This is a genomic window from Candidatus Atribacteria bacterium (genome assembly GCA_011056645.1).
GTDB classification, from domain to species: Bacteria; Atribacterota; Phoenicimicrobiia; order Phoenicimicrobiales; family Phoenicimicrobiaceae; genus Sediminicultor; species Sediminicultor quartus.
Genome location: DSEL01000013.1, coordinates 1 through 20,441, shown reverse-complemented (window position 1 = coordinate 20,441; position 20,441 = coordinate 1). Strand labels below are relative to the sequence as shown.

At 35.6% G+C, this 20,441-nt stretch carries 19 protein-coding genes and 1 riboswitch; of the genes, 18 read left to right on the top strand and 1 reads right to left on the bottom strand.

Going from position 1 to position 20,441, the window contains the following annotated elements:
• From ENO17_00720 to ENO17_00650, 15 genes are all read left to right on the top strand, one after another.
• Nucleotides 1–534: heme ABC transporter ATP-binding protein (locus ENO17_00720; GenBank protein HER23580.1), on the top strand; the 534-nt coding region annotated here is incomplete at its 5' end.
• Between the two features lie 139 nt (nucleotides 535–673).
• Nucleotides 674–1,615: an enoyl-[acyl-carrier-protein] reductase FabK gene (gene fabK / locus ENO17_00715; protein ID HER23579.1), complete on the top strand. Its 942-nt coding sequence runs from the start codon at nucleotides 674–676 to the stop codon at nucleotides 1,613–1,615.
• A 93-nt stretch (nucleotides 1,616–1,708) separates the two neighbouring features.
• Complete coding sequence (locus tag ENO17_00710) at nucleotides 1,709–2,815, top strand: nitronate monooxygenase (protein HER23578.1); 1,107 nt, start codon at nucleotides 1,709–1,711, stop codon at nucleotides 2,813–2,815.
• A 93-nt stretch (nucleotides 2,816–2,908) separates the two neighbouring features.
• Nucleotides 2,909–3,496 (top strand): flavodoxin family protein, encoded by a 588-nt coding sequence (locus ENO17_00705; GenBank protein ID HER23577.1) that lies wholly within the window; start codon nucleotides 2,909–2,911, stop codon nucleotides 3,494–3,496.
• Nucleotides 3,497–3,500: 4 nt separating this feature from the next.
• Nucleotides 3,501–4,169 (top strand): M48 family peptidase, encoded by a 669-nt coding sequence (locus ENO17_00700; protein ID HER23576.1) that lies wholly within the window; start codon nucleotides 3,501–3,503, stop codon nucleotides 4,167–4,169.
• 82 nt (nucleotides 4,170–4,251) lie between these two features.
• Nucleotides 4,252–5,952, top strand: coding sequence for a YgiQ family radical SAM protein (locus ENO17_00695; protein ID HER23575.1), 1,701 nt, complete (start codon nucleotides 4,252–4,254; stop codon nucleotides 5,950–5,952).
• A gap of 328 nt (nucleotides 5,953–6,280) precedes the next feature.
• Entirely contained in the window at nucleotides 6,281–6,856 is a 576-nt protein-coding gene (locus tag ENO17_00690) for a hypothetical protein (protein ID HER23574.1), read from the top strand.
• A gap of 39 nt (nucleotides 6,857–6,895) precedes the next feature.
• On the top strand, nucleotides 6,896–7,471 hold the full coding sequence (locus tag ENO17_00685; protein HER23573.1) for a hypothetical protein: 576 nt from the start codon (nucleotides 6,896–6,898) through the stop codon (nucleotides 7,469–7,471).
• Nucleotides 7,472–7,705: 234 nt separating this feature from the next.
• Complete coding sequence (locus ENO17_00680; GenBank protein HER23572.1) at nucleotides 7,706–8,563, top strand: DMT family transporter; 858 nt, start codon at nucleotides 7,706–7,708, stop codon at nucleotides 8,561–8,563.
• Between the two features lie 132 nt (nucleotides 8,564–8,695).
• On the top strand, nucleotides 8,696–10,642 hold the full coding sequence (locus ENO17_00675; protein ID HER23571.1) for a LysM peptidoglycan-binding domain-containing protein: 1,947 nt from the start codon (nucleotides 8,696–8,698) through the stop codon (nucleotides 10,640–10,642).
• A 121-nt stretch (nucleotides 10,643–10,763) separates the two neighbouring features.
• On the top strand, nucleotides 10,764–12,566 hold the full coding sequence (locus ENO17_00670) for a DUF2207 domain-containing protein (protein ID HER23570.1): 1,803 nt from the start codon (nucleotides 10,764–10,766) through the stop codon (nucleotides 12,564–12,566).
• Nucleotides 12,567–12,603: 37 nt separating this feature from the next.
• A complete protein-coding gene (locus ENO17_00665; GenBank protein ID HER23569.1) occupies nucleotides 12,604–13,146 on the top strand; it encodes a LemA family protein in 543 nt (180 codons plus the stop codon).
• A 118-nt stretch (nucleotides 13,147–13,264) separates the two neighbouring features.
• The gene (locus ENO17_00660) at nucleotides 13,265–13,840 is read left to right on the top strand and encodes an HD domain-containing protein (protein ID HER23568.1); all 576 of its coding nucleotides are present in this window, start codon (nucleotides 13,265–13,267) and stop codon (nucleotides 13,838–13,840) included.
• 172 nt (nucleotides 13,841–14,012) lie between these two features.
• Nucleotides 14,013–14,507, top strand: coding sequence for a GNAT family N-acetyltransferase (locus tag ENO17_00655; GenBank protein HER23567.1), 495 nt, complete (start codon nucleotides 14,013–14,015; stop codon nucleotides 14,505–14,507).
• Nucleotides 14,508–14,552: 45 nt separating this feature from the next.
• Nucleotides 14,553–15,425 carry a DMT family transporter gene (locus tag ENO17_00650; GenBank protein ID HER23566.1) on the top strand — a complete coding sequence of 291 codons (873 nt, stop codon included), beginning with the start codon at nucleotides 14,553–14,555 and terminating at the stop codon, nucleotides 15,423–15,425.
• Here the strand turns inward: ENO17_00650 and ENO17_00645 are convergent.
• On the bottom strand, nucleotides 15,402–16,334 hold the full coding sequence (locus tag ENO17_00645) for an EamA family transporter (GenBank protein ID HER23565.1): 933 nt from the start codon (nucleotides 16,332–16,334) through the stop codon (nucleotides 15,402–15,404). The genes ENO17_00650 and ENO17_00645 overlap by 24 nt on opposite strands.
• 246 nt (nucleotides 16,335–16,580) lie before the next feature.
• Between ENO17_00645 and ENO17_00640 the strand changes: the two genes are divergently transcribed.
• From ENO17_00640 to mscL, 3 genes are all read left to right on the top strand, one after another.
• The gene (locus tag ENO17_00640) at nucleotides 16,581–17,762 is read left to right on the top strand and encodes a tetratricopeptide repeat protein (protein HER23564.1); all 1,182 of its coding nucleotides are present in this window, start codon (nucleotides 16,581–16,583) and stop codon (nucleotides 17,760–17,762) included.
• Nucleotides 17,763–18,030: 268 nt separating this feature from the next.
• Nucleotides 18,031–18,118: riboswitch (cyclic di-GMP riboswitch) on the top strand.
• Nucleotides 18,119–18,703: 585 nt separating this feature from the next.
• Nucleotides 18,704–19,828, top strand: coding sequence for a hypothetical protein (locus ENO17_00635; protein ID HER23563.1), 1,125 nt, complete (start codon nucleotides 18,704–18,706; stop codon nucleotides 19,826–19,828).
• 484 nt (nucleotides 19,829–20,312) lie between these two features.
• Nucleotides 20,313–20,441, top strand: a 129-nt coding sequence (mscL, locus tag ENO17_00630; GenBank protein HER23562.1) for a large conductance mechanosensitive channel protein MscL, incomplete at its 3' end; no start/stop codon positions are given.

Genomic DNA, 20,441 nt, shown 5'->3' with positions numbered 1-20,441 from the left:
TCTATTCCCGAAGAACGAATGCGAGATGGTGCAATACAAAAATTTACGGTGGAGGAAAACCTGATTCTTAAAGACCATATACACGCACCTTATACCGAGGGGATATTTATGAATTTCGAAAACATTGCCCGGGAAAGCGAACGCTTGATAAGTGATTTTGATATCAGGACTCCTTCCCGCTATACTTCCTTAAAAAGCTTATCCGGCGGAAATATCCAGAAATTAATCCTGGCACGAGAACTCTCCCGAAAACCCGTTGTTCTGATTGCCTCCCAACCAACCCGCGGCTTAGACGTCAGCGCTACGGAATATATTCATCGGCAATTGATTGAACAGAGGGCAAAATTAAAAACAGCCACTCTTCTTATTTCTGATGACCTTGATGAAATTTTATCACTCTCTGACCGAATTGCGGTTATTTACGAGGGCAAGATAATGGGAGTGGTAAAACGAAACGAAGTTAGTGTTGGAGAGTTGGGCATGATGATGGGAGGAGAAAAAATATCAAGAAACGGTTCTCTTGACACTAATTAATTCTAAAACATATTCTTAGGATCATTGACAAAAAATGAATTATTGTGTATGCTTACCTTTAATAATAGGTCATAATAGTAGTTAATAAATAAAATGAATGATTTATAGAAAATGAGATCCTTTATAAGGAGATTCTTTAGTGTTTAAGTCTATTATATGTAAGCTTTTAGAAATAAAATACCCGCTTATTCAAGGAGGGATGGCCTGGATTGCCGATGCCGAACTGGCTTCAGCTGTATCCAATGCCGGTGCTTTGGGAGTTATTGCAGCTGGTTATGCCCCGGGTGAATGGATTAGAGAAGAAATTCGAAAAACAAAGAAATTAACCGAAAAACCCTTTGGACTTAACATTATGCTCTTAAATCCCAATGCTGATGAAATTGCTCAGATAGCTGTTGATGAAGGAATAAAAGTAATCATTACCGGTGCAGGTAATCCCGGTAAATATATGAAAATGTGGAAGGAAAATAATATTTTGGTATTTCCGGTAATTCCTTCGGTTGCTCTTGCTGTGCGAATGGAAAGAGCAGGGGCAGATGCAGTGATTGCAGAAGGTAATGAAGCTGGGGGACATGTAGGAGAATTAACCACCATGTCTCTTATTCCTCAAGTAGCAGATGCCATAAATATTCCCGTTTTAGCTGCCGGAGGGATTGCCGATGGTCGCGGTTTAGCGGCTTCCTGGATGTTAGGAGCTTCAGGCTTTCAAATGGGTACAAGATTTTTAGTAGCCCATGAATGCAATGTTCATAGGAGCTATAAACAAAAAATAATTGATGCCAAAGATACCAGCACAATAGTTACCGGAAGGCCAACCGGTCACCCGGTTAGGATAATAAAGAATAGACTGGCCAGGGATTTTCAAGAGTTGGAAAAAAGAAATGCCCCTTTAGAAGAATATGAAGAGTTAGGAAAAAATTCGCTTTATCGAGCAGTTCGAGAAGGAGATATGGATTTTGGTTCGATAATGGCCGGACAATCAGCCGGTTTGGTGAAAAAGGAGCAAACTTGCAAAGAGATAATTGAAGAAATATTTTTGGAAGCAAGAAAAATAATTCTCGAAAAAAGTAAACTAATTTAGTAATATTCTATCGATATTAAGAAGATAGTGATAGTTAAGGAATGCGATATTACTTTTATTAAATAATGATATATCTACAAAGGAGTTAACCGGATGAATTTCCAAAAAATTTCCCCATTAAGAATAGGTAACTTAGAAGCAAAAATTCCTATTATTCAAGGTGGAATGGCGGTGGGAATTTCTTTATCAGGCTTAGCATCCGCTGTGGCAAATGAAGGTGGTATTGGAGTTATTGGAACCGCCGGGATAGGTATGCTTGAACCTGATGCGGTTAAAAATTTTACTGAAGCGAATAAAAGGGCTTTACGTAAAGTAATAAGAAAAGCCCAGAAGATGACCAGGGGTATTATCGGGGTAAATATCATGGTTGCTCTTTCGGATTTTTATGATATGGTTAAGATTACAATAGAGGAAAAGGTAGATTTAATATTTATTGGAGCAGGGTTGCCCCTAAGAGGTCTGGAAATGTTAGTGCCTGATAAATTAAAAAAGATTAAAACTAAAATTGTTCCTATTGTTTCATCTTCGCGAGCTGCAAAAATTATTTTTCAATACTGGAAAAAAAATTATAAATATGTGCCTGATGCTGTTGTTGTTGAAGGACCTTTGGCCGGTGGACACCTGGGTTTTAGAAAAGAACAAATTATTAATCAGGATTTTACTTTAGATAGAATATTGCCTGAAGTGATTTCTGTGATACAGCCTTATGAGAATGAATTTAGTAAACATATCCCGATAATTGCCGCAGGCGGTATTTATACCGGTGCAGATATTTACCGGTATATTCAATTAGGAGCTAAAGGGGTGCAGATGGCTACCAGGTTTGTAGCCACTTATGAGTGTGATGCTTCTATCAAATTTAAAGAAGCCTACCTGAAATGCCAAAAAGATGATTTAATGATAATTGATAGTCCGGTTGGCTTACCGGGAAGGGCAATAAAGAACAAATTCCTGGAAGAGGTTTCATCTGGCATTAGAAAACCTTTTAAGTGTCCCTGGAAATGTTTAACGACTTGTAATTTTAAAAATTCACCTTACTGTATTGCTCTTGCTCTATTTAATGCCCAACAGGGAAAATTAGATGAAGGATTTGCTTTTGCCGGAAGCAATGCTTATCGGGCGGATAAGATTGTTTACGTCAAGGAACTGATGGCAAATTTATTAGAAGAATATGAAAAAGCCTCATCCAATGATCATTGATTCATTCCTGCTTGTAATTTTTCTATTTTATTTTTTTAATCACCGGTAAAATATCTTTTCATTTTTATTATATTTAATTAAGGTGTGAATAATATGATGATTCCAAAAGTAGTGGGAATTGTAGGTAGTCCCCGGAAAGAGATGAATACTGACACCTTTGTAACGAATGCCCTGAAGGGTGCCCGGTCCGTTGGTGCAGAAACAGAGAAGATCTACCTCAATGATCTGGAAATAAAACCCTGCCAAGCTTGTGACAGGTTTCCCGCTCCTGATTACTGTTTCTATCGAGATGGAATGGAAAAAATTTATGACGCGCTGGAAACTGCTGATGCTCTGGTTATTGGGGCGCCTGCCTATTTTGGTACCTTTAGCGCTCAATTGAAATTGCTCATTGATCGCTCAAATTGCCTTGCAGAGATGGTTACACTCCCTGATGGTAAATTAATATTCAAGACGAGGTTGGAGAAAAGAAAGAAAGGCCTCTTTATCTGGGTGGCGAACATTTCGAGAAATCCTGAACACGCACTGGAATCAATAAGAATCTGGTGCAAATATTTCGCTAATATTGAATTAGTAGATGCTTTAATTATTACGGAGTCTGACCGTGGAGAAGGGGCTAAAAAGCGGGAAGAACTGCTCCATAAAGCTTTTGAATTAGGGGTATCTTTGGGACGAGGGTAGAATCATAAAAATTAAAAAGATAATACGTTCAAAGAGAAAAAGCATTGCAATGCATATAAATAATGAAGCCTTATTGATAGTAAGAGCACCTTTTCATGTAAGTGAAGAAGCGATCAATCAAGTTGTTTTAAGATATAAAAAAAGGTTGGAGAAAATCCAAAAAGAAGTACAAGCCAGGAATTTGAAATTTAATAAAAAAGAATTTATTAACGGAGAAAGATTCCTTTATCTGGGGAATTATTTCCCTCTAAAGTTAGTGGATAATCAAGAGATACGGTTAAATTTTGAGAATGAATTTTTTCTTTCAAAAAAATATTTAGACTATGCAAAGGATATTTTTATTATTTGGTACAAAAGAAGAGCAAATGAAATCATTCCTCAGAGAGTTAGATTATATGCGCAAAAAAGGGGATTGGAATATAATAAAGTCAATATTACCCATGCGAAAAAGAGATGGGGTTCTTGCTCTCACCAAGGCAATTTAAGTTTTACCTGGCGGTTGATTATGGCTCCTTTACCTATTATCGATTCTGTTGTTGTTCATGAGCTCATACATCTTGAAGTAAAAAATCATTCAAAAGAATTTTGGGATAAAGTGAAAATCTTAGATCCGAAATATAGAGAACATAAAGAATGGTTAAAAAATAACGGATCTTTATTGAGGTTTGAATAAATGGGAAGAGGACGCAGGATATACAGAATATACATTATATACAGTATATAGAAATTTAATGACAGGGTGAAGGAGATATTTAATGTTCTTGCCTACCACCAGAGAAGAGATGAGAAAATTATCCTGGGATAGATTGGATGTAGTTATTGTAACCGGGGATACCTATATAGACAGTCCTTATATCGGAGCAGCCGTTATCGGGAAGGTACTTCAGGCGGCAGGATATAAGGTAGGCATTATTTCTCAACCGGACACGGAGAATGAGAAAGATATCACCAGACTGGGGGAGCCTGCTCTTTTTTGGGGAGTCACTGCGGGCTCGATTGATTCGATGGTAGCTAATTATACAGCTCTTAAGAAGAGAAGGAGGAAGGATGATTTTACTCCCGGAGGAAAAAATAACAAGAGGCCTGATCGGGCATCTATAGTTTATACTAACCTGATTAGAAAATATTTTAAAAATACTGTTCCAATTGTCCTGGGAGGGATAGAAGCCAGCCTACGCCGAATAGCCCATTATGATTATTGGGATGACAGGATAAGAAGAGCCATACTTTTTGATGCCAAGGCTGATATTTTAGTCTATGGCATGGGAGAGAAATCAATTTTAAAGTTAGCCGGCAATTTAAAAACCGGTAATGATTGGAAAAATATCAGGGGAATTTGTTATATATCTACACACCCCCGAGAAGAATTTATCATACTCCCTTCTTACCAGGAGGTTAAAGAAAATAAGAAAAAATTTGTTTCTATGTTTAATGATTTTTATTTAAATAATGACCCGCTAATCACTAAAGGATTATGTCAGCAGCAGGATAGCAGGTATTTAATTCAAAATCCACCAAGTTATCCTCTTAACCGAAAGGAGCTTGATGAGATTTACGATCTACCCTATGAAAGAGAAGTGCATCCTTATTATAGAAAAGAAGGAGAAGTAGAAGCTCTAAAGACCATAAAATTTTCTATTAGCTCTCATCGTGGTTGCTATGGGGAATGTAATTTCTGCTCCATAACGGTGCATCAGGGGAGGATTATACAGGACCGGAGTGAAAAGTCGATCTTAAAAGAAGTAAAATTATTGACTGAATTGGGAGATTTTAAGGGATATATTTTGGATGTGGGCGGGCCTACCGCCAATATGTACGGAATAGAATGCAGTAAGAAAATAAAGTCGGGAAGCTGTACTGATAAGAGATGCCTTTATCCCCAGATTTGTTCCAGCCTAAAGATAAATCATAAAAAACAGATGGAAATTTTAAAAAAGATAAGGCAGATTGAGGAAGTAAAAAAGGTCTTTGTCGCTTCAGGAATACGCTATGATATGTTATTGGGTGATCAAAAATATGGAGAAAAGTATTTACGCGAATTAGTTAAGTACCACATCTCCGGCCAGCTTAAAATTGCTCCGGAACATACGGAAATTAATGTACTGGAAAAAATGGGCAAACCCAACCAGGGATATTTAAAAAAATTTAGAGATAAATTTTTACAGATAAATAAAGAGCAAAAAAAGACACAATTTTTAACCTATTATTTAATTGTCGCTCATCCGGGATGCAGGGAAGGAGATATGGTCAGATTAAAAGAATATACCTCTAAAGAGCTAAAGCTCACTCCGGAACAGGTTCAGATATTTACTCCCACTCCTTCCACCTATTCAACTTTAATGTATTATACTGAAAGAGACCCTTTTACCGGAAAAGTAATTTACGTGGAGAAGGATTTAAAGAAGAAAGAAAGACAGAAGAAGATTTTGACAGAAAAGAAAAGTAAACTCCAATAAAAATTTTATTTTAAACGATAATACTATGGTAAAATTATAATCAACCATTGTACTTATTTTTTGTTGAAAAAGAGGATTTTTCAATATTTTATGGTAAGGAATGATAAAAGAACTCTTGAATTATGTTTGATAAGCTTGATAAAAATATTTAAGGAGGATTTGAAATGAATTTTGCTATCATTTACACCATCATTATATTATTACTGGGGATACCCTTTTTTATGACAAATTTTGCCAGGATAATACCCATAGGGGTTAGAATTTTTCCCCTTGTTGCGGCCATTTCTTTGCTTTGGCTGCACACTATTTTTTCAGACTAAAGGGCAGAATGGGCGTAATTGGGATTATTTTATTGATTCTATTTTACTTTTTAACTTATATTATCATCCTGCCTGCGGGTGCAGGTTCCGTGGTAGTTTCCATTTTGGATAGAGAGAAAAATATACCTGCGGAAACTATTGGAAGCAATGATTCTACCGAACAAATATATATGGTGTATCATCCCGGAATGTCTAAATTTACTACCAAAGTGCTAAGAGGTTTGGCAGAAAATATTACCCAAAATAATTATAAAGTTACTTTATATTCTGCAGGGAAAGATTTACAAATCAATTTAACAGATGCCAGGGCAATTGGATTAGCATCACCGATTTATGCTGGATTTATTAGGCCGCCACTTGAGAACTTTATTCAGCGAAATGAATTTTCAGGAATAAAATGCTTTGTGGTACTTACCGGCGGAGATAAAGGAAACATGGATGTGGAAACTGCCAAAGTTGCTAAGTTAATCGAGGAAAAGGGCGGAAAAATAATCGGAAAAGAAAAGTTTATTACTTCTGACAAAGAGGATGAACTACAGGCAAAAATAGACTTATTTAGTAAAGAACTGATAGAAAAGTTATAATATCTCCGGATAGGGCAAAAAGTGATTTTTAATTAATCAATGATTATTTTGGGTAATGAGGGCAATAAAGTAATAAAAAATATTAATAAAAATTTTTTAGCTAATTTAATAACTTTTTCCAGGATCACTTTTATCCCTTTTTTAATGTTGAGCGAGCTGCAGGGAAAATATGCTCAGTCTCTGATGATAATATTATTAATTTGTATGTCGGATATAGTTGACGGTATGGTAGCCAGACAAGCGGAGAGCAGCTGCAAAGGAGGGGATATTTTTGATATTGTAGCTGATTTTATGGTAGTTTTGTCAGTATTTGTGCTTTGGTATTTAAGGCAGATGGTAGCTGTACATATCATATTTTTAATTTTACTTTCTTTTATCAGTTTTGGTTATAGTTCTTTTTTGAAGAAGAAAATAATCAAAAATAAAATAGGTCAATACGCAGGCGCTGTTTGTTTTTCAGGAATTACGGTTATTATCTTCACCAGATTATATTTTAAAGAAATGTATATTGGTATACAAAACCTGGTGGTAGTCATTATTTCTATTTATCTAATTGTATCTATTATTGAAAATATAAGAATAGCTATAAAGCAAGATTTTTCCCACACAAACTAAAGGGAAAGCCAGGAGAAAGATAAAAGTTTTGTGCCGATACAATGGCTTTACTATCTTAACCGTTTCTTCATAGATTTATTAATAAAATGGTGGTATACTTGTATTTGCTATTTAACTTTTGTCTGTTTTAAAAAAATTCTTTTCTATGTGACAAAGGACGGACCCTCTGTCACATATATTTTTAATAAAGAGGAATAAAATATGAGCAAAGATATCAGTCAAGAAAAAGTATCCATCGATTTTCGCATTATAATGGCATTAGCCATAACTTTAATTTTTTGGGCTTCTGCCTTTGCCGGTATTAGGGCAGGATTAAAAGGTTACAGTCCTGGAAATTTAGTTCTACTTCGTTTTTTGACTGCATCAATAGCTTTATCAGTTTATGCAGTCATTACCCGGATGCCTTTACCTGAAAGAAAAGATCTGCCTGCGATATTTCTTCTTGGTTTTCTCGGGATAACCGTCTATCATCTTGCCCTTACTTTCGGAGAATTAAAGGTAACAGCTGGTTCTGCCAGTCTTTTAATTGCTTCCGGTCCCATTTTTACCGCTATTCTGGCTATATTTATTTTAAAAGAAAAGATTAAGATTTGGGGCTGGATAGGGATTGTCATCAGTTTTTTTGGAGTAAGCTTGGTTGCCATAGGGGAAGGCGAAGGAGTTAGATTTGAACCGGGTGCTTTTTTGATTTTAATTGCCGCCATCAGCACAAGCTTTTACTTTGTTTTACAAAAACCTTATTTGAAAAAATATTCACCTTTAAAATTTGCTGCCTATGCAATCTGGAGCGGAACTTTTTTTCAAATATTTTTTTCGCGCGGTCTATTGCAAAATATAAAAACTGCACCGATTGAGGCAACACTGGCCATTATTTATATGGGTATTTTCCCGGCTGCCCTGGCTTATATCACCTGGGCTTATGTCCTTTCTCGAATTCCCGCTTCTTTAGCGGGAAGCTATCTTTATCTGTCTCCGGTATTAGCCATATTAATTGCCTGGGTATGGTTAGGAGAAATACCCTTCTTTTTATCATTAGTAGGAGGTTTTTTAGCTCTAACCGGGGTAATAATTGTTAATCTTTGGGGGAGGTAAAAAAATAAAAATATTTTAGATAAAAAAAAGGATTTTTAGAATACTCTATCGAATATATAAGACAATATATAGATTTTTAACTGAAATAACCCCTGGGGAAAAAATAAAAAAATAAAAAAGGAGGATTTTAAAATGAAAAGACAGTACAAAGTACTCTCGATTTTACTGACTTTGGTTTTAATTTTCGGCTTGCTTTTCTCGTATGTTTTTGCCGCAGATTCGACAACGGTTACTATTTTAGAAACTTCGGACCTACATGGACGTATTTACCCCTATGAATATGCTATCGATTCTTATGACGATGATACCGGACTGGCAAAAATTGCCACCCTAATAAAACAGGAAAGAGCAATTGATCCAAATCTGATATTGATAGATTGTGGAGACACAGTTCAAGACAATAGCGCGGATTTGTTTAATGATTTACCGGTGCATCCCATGATTGAAGGATTAAATTTTCTTAATTATGATGTTTGGGTTTTCGGAAATCATGAGTTTAATTATGAGAAGTCCTTTTTTGAAAAAAACATTGCCACGTTTAAGAACACAGTTTTATCAGCAAATACTGTAAAAACTGACGGTACCTATTTTGTTAAACCTTACGAGATCTTTGAACGAAACGGTGTAAGAATTGCAATTGTAGGGTTGCTCCCTCCCGAAATTACTCGCTGGGAAGCAAGTGCCCCGGAACATTTTGAAGGTTTAAAATTTCTTGGGACTCTTGAAACTGCTAAAAAAGTAGTGGCAGAGTTAGAAGGGAAATATGACGTATTAGTAGGAGCTTTTCATCTTGGACCGGATGGAGAGTACAGTTATGAGGGTGCAAAGGATATCGCTAATGCTTTACCAGAATTTTCTGTAATTTTCTGCGGCCATGCCCATTCACAATATAATGAAGTCGTAAATGGTGTAAAGGTAATTGAACCGGGAAAGTGGGGATGGGCTTTAGCCAAAGCGGTAATCAAACTGGAAAAAACAGATGATAAGTGGCAAGTAACGGAAGTGATTGCAGAAAATCTTCAAACCAAACAAATAAAAGAGGATGAAGAAGTTTTAGCAAAATTTAAATTTGTACATGATGAATCGATTGCTGATGCCAATTTAATAGTAGGTGAGATTAGCGCTGATTTTATTGCCTCTCCTGATTTTATTACCGGAGAAGCTAAAATAACCACTATGCCTACCTCTCAATTAGAAGATACTTCGGTAATTGATCTAATTAATGAAGTACAAATGTTCTACGCTGACGCAGAACTTTCTTCAGCAGCACTCTTTAATTTTGGTTCAAACCTACTGAAAGGACCCTTCAAAAAGAAAGACGTTGCCTTTATTTACTTATATCCCAACACCCTGGTAGGAACGAAGATTACCGGTGCAAATATGAAGAAGTATATGGAATGGTCTGCCAGCTATTATAACACTTACAAAGATGGAGATGTAACCATTAGTTTCGATCCTAAAATTCGCGGATATAACTACGATATGTTCTCCGGACTTACTTATGAAGTAAATCTCTCTAAACCAGCCGGAGAACGTGTGGAAAATATACTCTTTAACGGTAAACCTTTAGATGATAACAGAATCTACCGACTTTCTTTGAATAATTATCGTTTTGGAACACTACTGGGATTAGGATTGGTTACTATGGATGATAGATATTATGATTCCTATGAGACTCTGCAGGATGCTGGTAGAATTCAAGCTTTGATTGTGAAATATGTTCAAGAAGAAAAGGGTGGAATATTGGTTCCTACAGTAGATAATAACTGGAAGATAACCGGAGTTGACCTTGAATCACCTTTCAAAGAAGTTATATTCGATATGGTAAGAAAAGGAGAATTGTCTATCCCCACTTCCGAAGATGGCAGAACATTAAATGTAAAAGCATTGAATGTAAATGAACTTATGGAAGAAGGAAAATTGAAAGTTTCTACTTATGTGGTTCAATTTGGTGATACCTTATGGGAAATTGCCGGAAAATATAAACTTACCTGGGAAGAATTAGATAAAATGAATGACTTGGAAAATCCCAGATTAATTCTCCCCGGACAAACTATCTTGGTTCCTGCTCTACCCTAAATAAATAAAAATATAGTCTTGATCCAAAAACCCTATCGTCACCTAATACGATGACGGTAGGGTTTTTGTAAAAATGATACAGGGGACGGTTCTCTGTATCATTTTGAAAACGGTTTAGGGGGTGGTTAAAATTAAAAAAAAATTAGTAATAGGCTTTGTTTTGTTAGTAATTATCCTATTTTCTTTTACTACTCTTATCACTTGTGCAGAGCGAAGTTTTGCCATCACTGATTATCAAGCCCAAGTGAAAATATTAGAAAACGGTGATGTCCAGGTAAGCGAAATATTTGAGTATGATTTTAATGGAGATTTTAATGGCATAATAAGAACTATTGGAACTAAGGGATCAGATGGACTGCAATATTTTAAGGCTTCTGAATATTTCCCCACAGATAAAGAATTAAACTATGAGCAAAGCACTAAAGGGGATATGTTAACTTATAAAATTTATGATGCATCCAGCAATGAAAGAAAATTATTTTTACTGGAATACCGATTAAAAAATGTGGCTACCTTATACAACGACACCGCAGAATTCTACTGGAAATTTTTTGATGAATCCAATACTTCTCCCATTGGTCACATCAAGATAGAGGTAGAACTCCCCTCTGCAGAAGTCTCAGTAGAAGAATTAAAAGTGTTTGGACATGGTCCCTTAGAGGGAAAAGTATCTATCCAGGAAGACGGGAAGGTAGCCTATGAAGTTTTTAGATTGTCTTCGAATGAAATGGTGGAAGCGAGAATTTTATTCCCTGCCCGGATAATTCCTGATAGTAGTAAAATAATTAACCAGAATAAATTTGCTCAAATAATGGAAGAGGAATTAGGTTGGGCTAAAAAAGCAAATCAAGGGAGAGGTTTCAACATAATCGTCATTCTACTGGTTCCCTTGGTCATTTTATTTAATATATTTTTAGCTATCCGGCTTTATTTTAAATATGACAGGGAATTAAGACCAGAAGTTGAAATGGATTATTACCGTGAATTACCCCAGGATATTACCCCGGCAGTTTTGAGTAAATTAGTGAGTATTCAGGGAGCGGGCAGCAAAGATATTATGGCAACTTTGATGGACCTGGTACGCAAGAAATATTTAAAAATCGAAGAGATTCAGACAGGAAGAAAAAAGGACTATAAATTTATATTAATTGAAGAAAGAGACAATTCTAATTTAAAAGCACATGAATCAAATTTAATCAATTGGCTTTTTTACTCTATCGGCGATGGTACGAGTATTACCTTAAAAGAAATAAAAGATTACGCTAAAGCATCAAGAAACCAGAGTAGTTTTCGACATAATTATAATAATTGGGTGAAAAAAGTAGGAGAAGAATTTAAAAAATATAATTATTTCGGTGAATCAAAAGAAGGATTGAAGACGGCAGGGAAGACAGTATTAATGGAACTTGCCGGAATATTTTTATTATTTGTTCTGGGGATCCTTTTAGGAATGCAGGTAGTGTTTATTATGTTCGTGTTGTTTGCGGTTATCTTCACTGGCTTTGGAGTGATCATCTATGGTGCATTGATAAGAAAAAAGACCCAAACGGGAATAAATGAATATACCAAATGGATGGCATTTAAAAGATTTTTATTACATTTCAGCAATATGAAGGATTATGAAATCCCTTCTATTATAGTTTGGGAGCATTATCTGGTTTACGCGATTTCCCTGGGGATAGCAGATAAAGTTATTTCGAAATTAAAGATAGCCTTAAGTAATCAAGATATATCTTTAATGAATTCAACCTACTTATACCATATGACTGATAGGAGCGGACGATTAAATAGCAGTATGTTTAAGTCTTTTGATAACGTATTCAGTTCTGCTTTTGCTACTACAAGCTCCTCAACCGGTTCAGGAGGAGGCTTCTCATCCGGCGGCGGCGGAGGAGGCGGCGGAGGCGGAGCTGGTGCCTTTTAAATAATTTATCAAATGAAAAAAAGAAAGGGGTGTTTTTATGAGTTTTATCATGATTTTTCTTATTCTAATTGTATTGTGGGGAGTTTTAACTTACAATAAACTGGTAACTTTGAGAGGTCGAATAGATAATTCCTGGGCGCAGATCGATGTTCAGTTAAAGAGAAGGTTTAATCTAATTCCTAATCTGGTAAGTGCTGTAAAAGGATACGCAAAGCACGAAAAAGAAACATTGGAAGAAGTAACAGCATCCAGAACGAAATATTTATCTGCAACAACACCGGAGGAAAAATTGGGAGCAAATTCAGAGTTAGCCGGTGCCCTAAGCCGATTATTTGCCGTCGCGGAAAATTATCCGGATTTAAAGGCTAATACAAACTTCCTGGATCTTCAAACACAACTGAAAGATACCGAGGATAAAATAGGATATTCAAGGCAATTCTATAATGATACGGCTATGAAATATAATATAGCGATAGTTCAAGTACCGACTTCTATTGTTGCCAACCTGTTCGGTTTTGCCAGCAGGCCTTATTTCAAAACAGAGGGCGAAGAAAGAGAGAACGTTGAAGTAAAATTTTAAAAAAGAAAAAGGATGAGAGGAAGGTTCCCTGTGCCTTTAAAACTCTTTGACAGTATAATAGATAATTGATAAACTTAGTCAAAATAAATAAAGAACAACTCGAATAGGAGGAAATAAGATGAGTTCAATAGTCCCAACCAGGGAAGAAGCTTATCAGTTGCTCACCGAATACAACAGAAGTGATAGTCTGATAAAGCATGCCTTAGCCGTAGAAGGAGTTATGCGCTATTTTGGCCGCAAGCGGGGAGAAGATGAAGAAAAATGGGGGATTATTGGTCTGGTTCATGACCTTGATTATGAGCAGTTTCCCGAAGAGCATTGCCATAAAAGCGAGGAAATATTAAAGGAAAAAGGCTGGCCTGAGGAGTACATTCGAGCCGTAGTGAGTCATGGCTGGGGACTCTGTTCAGAAGTTGAGCCAGAGACAGAATTGGAAAAAGTTTTATATGCCATAGATGAGCTTACCGGACTGGTAGTAACGACGGCTTTGGTTCGACCATCTCGAAGTATTATGGATGTAAAAGTAAAATCAGTGAAGAAAAAATGGAAAGATAAAAGATTTGCTGCCGGAGTAGATAGATCTATTGTCGAAAAAGGTGCACAGATGTTAGGAATGGAACTGACAGATCTTATTGCTGATACTATATCCGGAATGCAGGAAGTAGCTGAAGAAATTGGTCTAAAAGGAGTATGAATTTAGAAAAGCGAAGAATTAACTTATTTAGAATGATGCCCGTATAAAAAAATTTTTATAGAATTTTTGTATTTTTTGTATTTTATAGAAAAAATAAATAGGACAGAGATATCTCTGTCCTATTTTAAGTAAATATAAGTCAATATAAATAATAATCTCAGGAGGAAGGTTTGTGAAAAAATTCGAAGAAATTAATCTGAATATCCGAGAAGCTTCCCTAAAGGATGTTCCCTTGATTCTTAAATTTATTAAAGAACTTTCGGTATATGAAAAAATGTCTAAAGAGGTGGTTGCTACCGAGGAAACTATCCGGGATACTCTCTTCGGAGATAAACCATATGCCCGGGTGCTGATAGCAGAAATTGAAGGCAATCCTGCGGGTTATGCCCTTTACTTTTTTAATTATTCTACTTTTATAGGCCGACCCGGTCTTTATATAGAAGATGTATATGTTTCTGAGGAGTATCGGGGACGAGGAATTGGAACTGCTTTATTCAAAAAATGTGCGATGATTGCCAAAGAACATAAATGTGAAAGAATGGAATGGGTTGTTTTAGATTGGAATCCGGCTCGAAAATTTTATGATCAAATGGGCGCAAAGCCAATGAAAGAATGGATCATTTATCGTTTAAAAGATGAAGCTTTAAATAAAATGGCGGATTTATAATCAATAGATATTTGGAGGTATTTCGAAATTTTATTAAAAACTAATATTGCTTATATAAAATTATTTCTGGTCGCTTTATTTTTCGGAAGCACCTTTATTGCCGGGAGGATAATGGCCGCAAATCTCCCTCCCTTCACTTCAGCTTTTTTGCGATTCTTACTGGCTTCTTTCTTTTTAATTTTTTTTGTCCTTAAAAAATATGGTCAATTTCCTCGTCTTAGCCTTCCACAGTTTTTATTGATTATAGCTCTGGGACTTACCGGTGTTGCCGGTTATAATTTCCTCTTTTTCTCCGGATTAAAATTTATCACAGCGAGCCGTGCTTCCATGATTGTTTCCTTGAATCCTTCCGTAATTACCCTGCTTTCAATTTTAATATTTAAAGATAAATTTACTAAATTTAAATTTATAGGAATCATTCTTTCTCTATGCGGGGCGTTAATCGTAATTTCTCAGGGAAATCTCCGGGTTATTTTACAAGGCAATATCGGTTGGGGGGAATTATTTTTATTGGGATGCGTGATCTCCTGGTCCTCCTTTACCGTGCTGGGTAAAATTATAATGAAAGACCTAAGGCCAGTGATTGCCATTACCTATGCCTGTCTTGTCGGTACTCTAATTCTTATTTTGCCTGCTTATCAGGAAGGTGTTCTTCAAAGTTTTAGGCAATATAGTGCAGAAGTATGGTTGAGTATTTTTGTTTTAGGGTTTTTAGGAACTGCCTTAGCTTTTACCTGGTATTATGAAGGAATTGAGAAAATCGGCCCTTCCCGGGCTGGAATATTTATTAATTTTGTTCCTATTTTTGCTACTTTAATGGCTGTTATAATTCTCCATGAACAATTATCTTTATCTCTGGTTATTGGAGCAATCTTCGTGGTCAGTGGAGTGTATTTAACCAATTATCAAAGCCGCTAATCTTTTTGGTTGTTTTATTTTTGCCGGTAAAATCTTATCCGCTTGGACAATTATCACCGAAACCACGACCATCAAAACTCCTATTAATTTCCATCCCCAAAAAGCTTCCTTAAATACTAGATAAGAAAGTATGACTGATACCACCAGTTCCAGAGTGCTTATAATTCCAGCTTTTGATGCCTCAATGCCATAAGATAAACCGGTAATATATAATCCATAAGCCAGCACGGTAGAAATCAAGCTTATAAAAAATAGCAACAGCCACATATTAAAATTTGGCTCCATCTGGAAAATAGCGAAAGGATGAGAAAAAGGAAGATAAAAAAGAAGTCCAAATCCGATAGAATAAACGATGATGGTTAGCTGGTGATACTTTTTTATTATTGCTTTGCTTAAAATAGTAAACAGGGAAAAAGTAAAGCCTGCTCCCAAGCCCATTAATACACCGAGTAAATTTAATTTTAGTGTCTCCATTGAACCTCCGGTAGCAGTAAAGAAACAACCCCCTATACAGAGAAGAAGAGCCACAGTTTTAAAAGCAGTAAATAATTCTTTATAAAAAATTCTCGCCATAACAGCAATAAATATTGGTGCAGTATATAATAGAGTAACTGCGGTGGCAATAGTAGTTATTTGAATTGCACTGAAATATAATAAATTAAAGAAAAACTGAGTACAAATTCCAATTAAAGAAAAATAAGCAACTCCTTTCAAATCAATTTTCAGCATTTCTCTCTTGGTAAAGAAGACAAAGGGGAATAATATTACAAATGCAAAAGCCATTCTCCATAATACAATGGTCTGGACCGATAATTGATAATTAAGCAGTATTTTTACTTGTGGCCCTATCGTTCCCCATAAAATTCCGGCTGCAGCAACCAGTAGATATCCCTTGGTTTGTTTTTTCAAATTTATTTTTTCTCTTTCTTCTTTTTAGTGTATTCTATCAAATAGATTTAATCATCATCTTACCACAATATGAAGACTATATCTATATGATTTGGAAAAGGAACGAAAGAATTCCCTTGTCCCTCTCTGTTCCTTAAAAAATATTTTCTGTCAAAAAAAGGGTTTTTTAAATTTTCATCGAATATTAAAATATAACAACGAAAATTCGACTTAAATAAAATTTCTCTAATCTAAGGAGATAAAGATATGAATTTATTTATTAATATTATTTCTATAGCAGGACCGTTAATATTTGCTGCCGGTATATTTATGCTAAAAAATATATCGTCAGAAATGAAAATAGTACTATGGGTTATCTGTGCCCTAATACTCATATTTGACCTATATTTAATAGTGAAAGATAAAAAGAATCAAGAAGAAAAAACTAAAAGGGAAGAACTTTATAATCGTTTAAACCAAAGACAGGAATTATTCGACAGAAATTTACCGGGAACTCTGACCGAAGTTCTGGAAAGGAACCCTTTATTAAAAAAATCCTTCCTTTCAGGACAAAAATATGAGAAAGAATTTAAATTTGAGGAAGCTATTAAAGTGTACGAAAAATGCCTGTATGACTTGAGTATCCCCGAAGAAGATAAAATTGGTTTTAACATCCTTGTTGGTAACTGTTATTATTTTTTATCCAAACTAAATCAAGCGGAAAAATATTTTAAAGAATCATTAAATATTTTAAAAAGAGCAGAAAATAAAATTACACAATTACCAGCTAAATCAGCTGCGCTCGGCAATATAGGAAACATCTACCATAATTTAGGTAAACCGGATGAAGCTCTGGCCTATTATCAGCAAGCCTTAGAGATTAATCAAAAGCTCGGGTATGAGCAGGGCGCCGCCCATAATCTTAACAATATAGGTACCCTATACAACGAATTGGGTAAACAGGATGAAGCATTAAGGTGTCAGGAAGAAGCGTTAGAGATTAGCAAGAAATTTAAAGATGAACCAGCTATAGCAAATAGCCTGACCAATATGGGGATAGTATATACTGATTCAGGAAAACCTGAAGAAGCATTAAAACTTTTTCAGGAAGCATTAGAGATTTATGAAAAGAATAAATTCCAGGAAGGAATAGCCAATGTCTTTAATAATATTGGTCTGGCGCACAGTAATTTAAAGGAAACTGATCAAGCCTTGGATCATTATCAAAAATCATTAAAGATAAATAAAAAGATCGGATATAAAGAAGGCATAGCAACCAATTTAGGAAACATCGGACTGATTTACATTACTTTAGGCAAACCTGAAGAAGCACTAAAATATTATCAGGAGGCCTTAGAGGTTTTTATGCATATGAATGCCCAAGCGCGGATAGAAATATTATTAAAGCTGATTAAAATTATTGAGCAGGAAAAAGAAGAAAAAAGATAACCATCGAAGGGAAAGAAATCGATTTAGATTAAAAAAATTTTAAAATATTTTTCCAAAAAAGAAGGATTTTTGAAATACATGTCGTATACTTAAAGTACACATAGTTTAAGTAGCATATATACAACACGACAGTAGAAAAAATTAGAAATATTTTTTTAACTTTTCTCTAAATTTGCAATTTGTGTAAAAATATTATATAATTAACCCCCAACCTAAAATAAGACTTTTTCAATAGGAAGGTGAACTGCTAAAGTAAAACTTCCCAAGAAGTTGAGAAAGGTAAACTATCCCAAAGGATAGGCCGCAAAGTTATGGGTCTAAATCACTTTTAGTGACAGGACTGCCAGACTGCCGACTTTTTAACTAAATAAAATTTGGCAGTTTTTTGTTATGACTATAGATCCTCATTTCTCCTGTTCTTATATATATTAAGCTTAAGATCTCTCAAAAAATCTTGTCAACTACTCACTTAAAAACTGCCTGTGGAAAGCTATTCTAATCAAAATCATATCTAACCTTACCGGGGAATTATTTTCTTTTTTGTGAAATAAATCACAATAAATTTTGGTTAACCTTAAAAAGGGAGGTGATCTTTCTTGCCTGTTGTTAAATTATTTAAATTTACCCTTCGATCTTACCTTAAAAGAATGAAAAAAGTTATTTTTTATAAAAAAATATCCCTGTTTCACCAGGTTGGTAATTCTTTTAACTCTTGTTTCCACAAGTTTCGTTCTTACTGTCAATCTATCAGGGAACTAAAGTCGGATAACCAAAGATGGGGAAGGTGGTGAATTAAATCACATAAAATTTTCTTAATAATAAAAAGGAGGCGATGTCTATTGATGGAGTTGAAGTAATTTAAATTACATTTCAACTCGAATAAAAAGTGAAAAGCAAAGGCTATCTGTAAGAAAAAAATATTTAAGTAAAGGAGTATTTTAATGAAAAAGTTAATTTATTTAATAGTAGTGATAGCAGCATTAGCGCTTATCGTCGTAGGTTGTACTACATCTGTAGCGCCACCTACCGAACAAAATGACTTAGATAAAGCAAAACCCACTGAGTGTACTACTATCCAGAGCGGAACACTTTTAACGTCTGATGATGAAGTTATAACTACTGGCTATGATAAGTGGGGCTACAACTACCAAGCGCTTATGTTTAATGGCTATTATTGTGATTCTTATCGGGATGCTGCTTGGTGCCAAGAATGGAAGGACGTAGGCTTAATCATGAAATGGAACGATGCCTGGCTCTCCAATAAGGACTGTGATGGCGATGGTCTACTTGACCGTCATTATGGCTCCCCCACTTACATCGGTTCAGGCGCCTGGTTAACCAACCATCAATGGGGATCTTACAATGAAAATAGCATCGTTGATGAATTAGACATAGGAGATCCGGTTAGTGAAGAAGGGCACAATTTAACAGGTTGGAGTGATCCTTGGACTTGGGGCGGAGACTATGGTGGTGGAGACGATGACACTTTCAGATTGCTCATGGGTCCTGGAGATGGTTGTGTTGGTTTCGAAGACGCCTATTTCACCATGAATACAAATGGGGCAGAAGCTCATAAACTTATCCTGCGTCACCTCGATGGTTCCCAAAATGATAATTTTGATGTCTATATATTGAATGTGAATGGAATTGATTGGGAATCGATTGGTTCATATGCCTCTCAAGGCGGTGAAGAAAATTGGGTCACCACAGAATATACCTTTTCACCGAGAAGTGGTGAACTAAAGTTCAAGTTAGTCGCTACTGGACTTGCCGCTGAATGGTGTAGTCAATGGGGCCAGGTAGCCTTTAGCTGGGCACAGCTTGAAGGTACTTGCTACTGGGATTACTTCTGTAAGATAGTCGCTGCACCTGCAGATGCAGATGCAATAGATGGTTTTTGGTACAATGCCGATGGCACCGAGATTGGTCCAGTTATCTGGAATGCCTTTGCTATTGTTCAGGAAGTGGAAAACGATCCTTGTGATGGCATATCTGGAGCTCAATATATTAGCCCAGCAGGTCCCGGATTAGGTAAATGGGAAAGCGGATTACCTGAACCTGAATAAGAATAGAAAAAAAATGAATCAAAGTCAACTTTGGATTTTAACTTAACAAAAAGCAAAAGCCGGGCTTAGTTTTGGTTGCTACGGATTTTTTCTTGGCAATTACATTCTAAGTCTGGCTTTATTTTTTGCAATAATTTTGATTTGAGAATATATTATTCAGCATTAGGAGAATGGTTAAGGTGTAAAATGAAAGATTTTTTTAAAAAACAATTCAAGCTATTTAGATAATTTATATAGAAAATGTAACCTAAAAACAAATTTTTTCTCTTATAAGCAGGAATTCAGAATTTTTTGTCGAATAATTAATTATGTAATTCTCAGTGTATGCCAGAGATAGTGCTATGTTACAATTTAATGATGAAGGGGTAAGAGATGGTGGCTTTTGGTTTGCTATTCCATGAGCCCTTTAGAATTTAATCTAACGGGAATTCTAATCTCCGCCTGTAAAGGCGTGAGAATCGATAAATAAAGGAGGATATAAGTAATGTTCAAGGAATTTAAAGAATTTGCCATGCGGGGGAACGTAATCGACATGGCAGTAGGTATTGTCATTGGTGCTGCCTTCGGTACTATTGTGAAATCATTAGTTTCCGATATCATTATGCCGCCTATT

What these genes read in the sequence shown, in the direction of transcription:
- ENO17_00710 (HER23578.1), top strand. Translation starts at nt 1,709, where the DNA reads ATGAATTTCCAAAAAATTTCCCCATTAAGAATAGGTAACTTAGAAGCA.
- ENO17_00705 (HER23577.1), top strand. Translation starts at nt 2,909, where the DNA reads ATGATGATTCCAAAAGTAGTGGGAATTGTAGGTAGTCCCCGGAAAGAG.
- ENO17_00695 (HER23575.1), top strand. Translation starts at nt 4,252, where the DNA reads ATGTTCTTGCCTACCACCAGAGAAGAGATGAGAAAATTATCCTGGGAT.
- ENO17_00690 (HER23574.1), top strand. Translation starts at nt 6,281, where the DNA reads ATGGGCGTAATTGGGATTATTTTATTGATTCTATTTTACTTTTTAACT.
- ENO17_00685 (HER23573.1), top strand. Translation starts at nt 6,896, where the DNA reads ATGATTATTTTGGGTAATGAGGGCAATAAAGTAATAAAAAATATTAAT.
- ENO17_00675 (HER23571.1), top strand. Translation starts at nt 8,696, where the DNA reads ATGAAAAGACAGTACAAAGTACTCTCGATTTTACTGACTTTGGTTTTA.
- ENO17_00665 (HER23569.1), top strand. Translation starts at nt 12,604, where the DNA reads ATGAGTTTTATCATGATTTTTCTTATTCTAATTGTATTGTGGGGAGTT.
- ENO17_00660 (HER23568.1), top strand. Translation starts at nt 13,265, where the DNA reads ATGAGTTCAATAGTCCCAACCAGGGAAGAAGCTTATCAGTTGCTCACC.
- ENO17_00640 (HER23564.1), top strand. Translation starts at nt 16,581, where the DNA reads ATGAATTTATTTATTAATATTATTTCTATAGCAGGACCGTTAATATTT.
- ENO17_00635 (HER23563.1), top strand. Translation starts at nt 18,704, where the DNA reads ATGAAAAAGTTAATTTATTTAATAGTAGTGATAGCAGCATTAGCGCTT.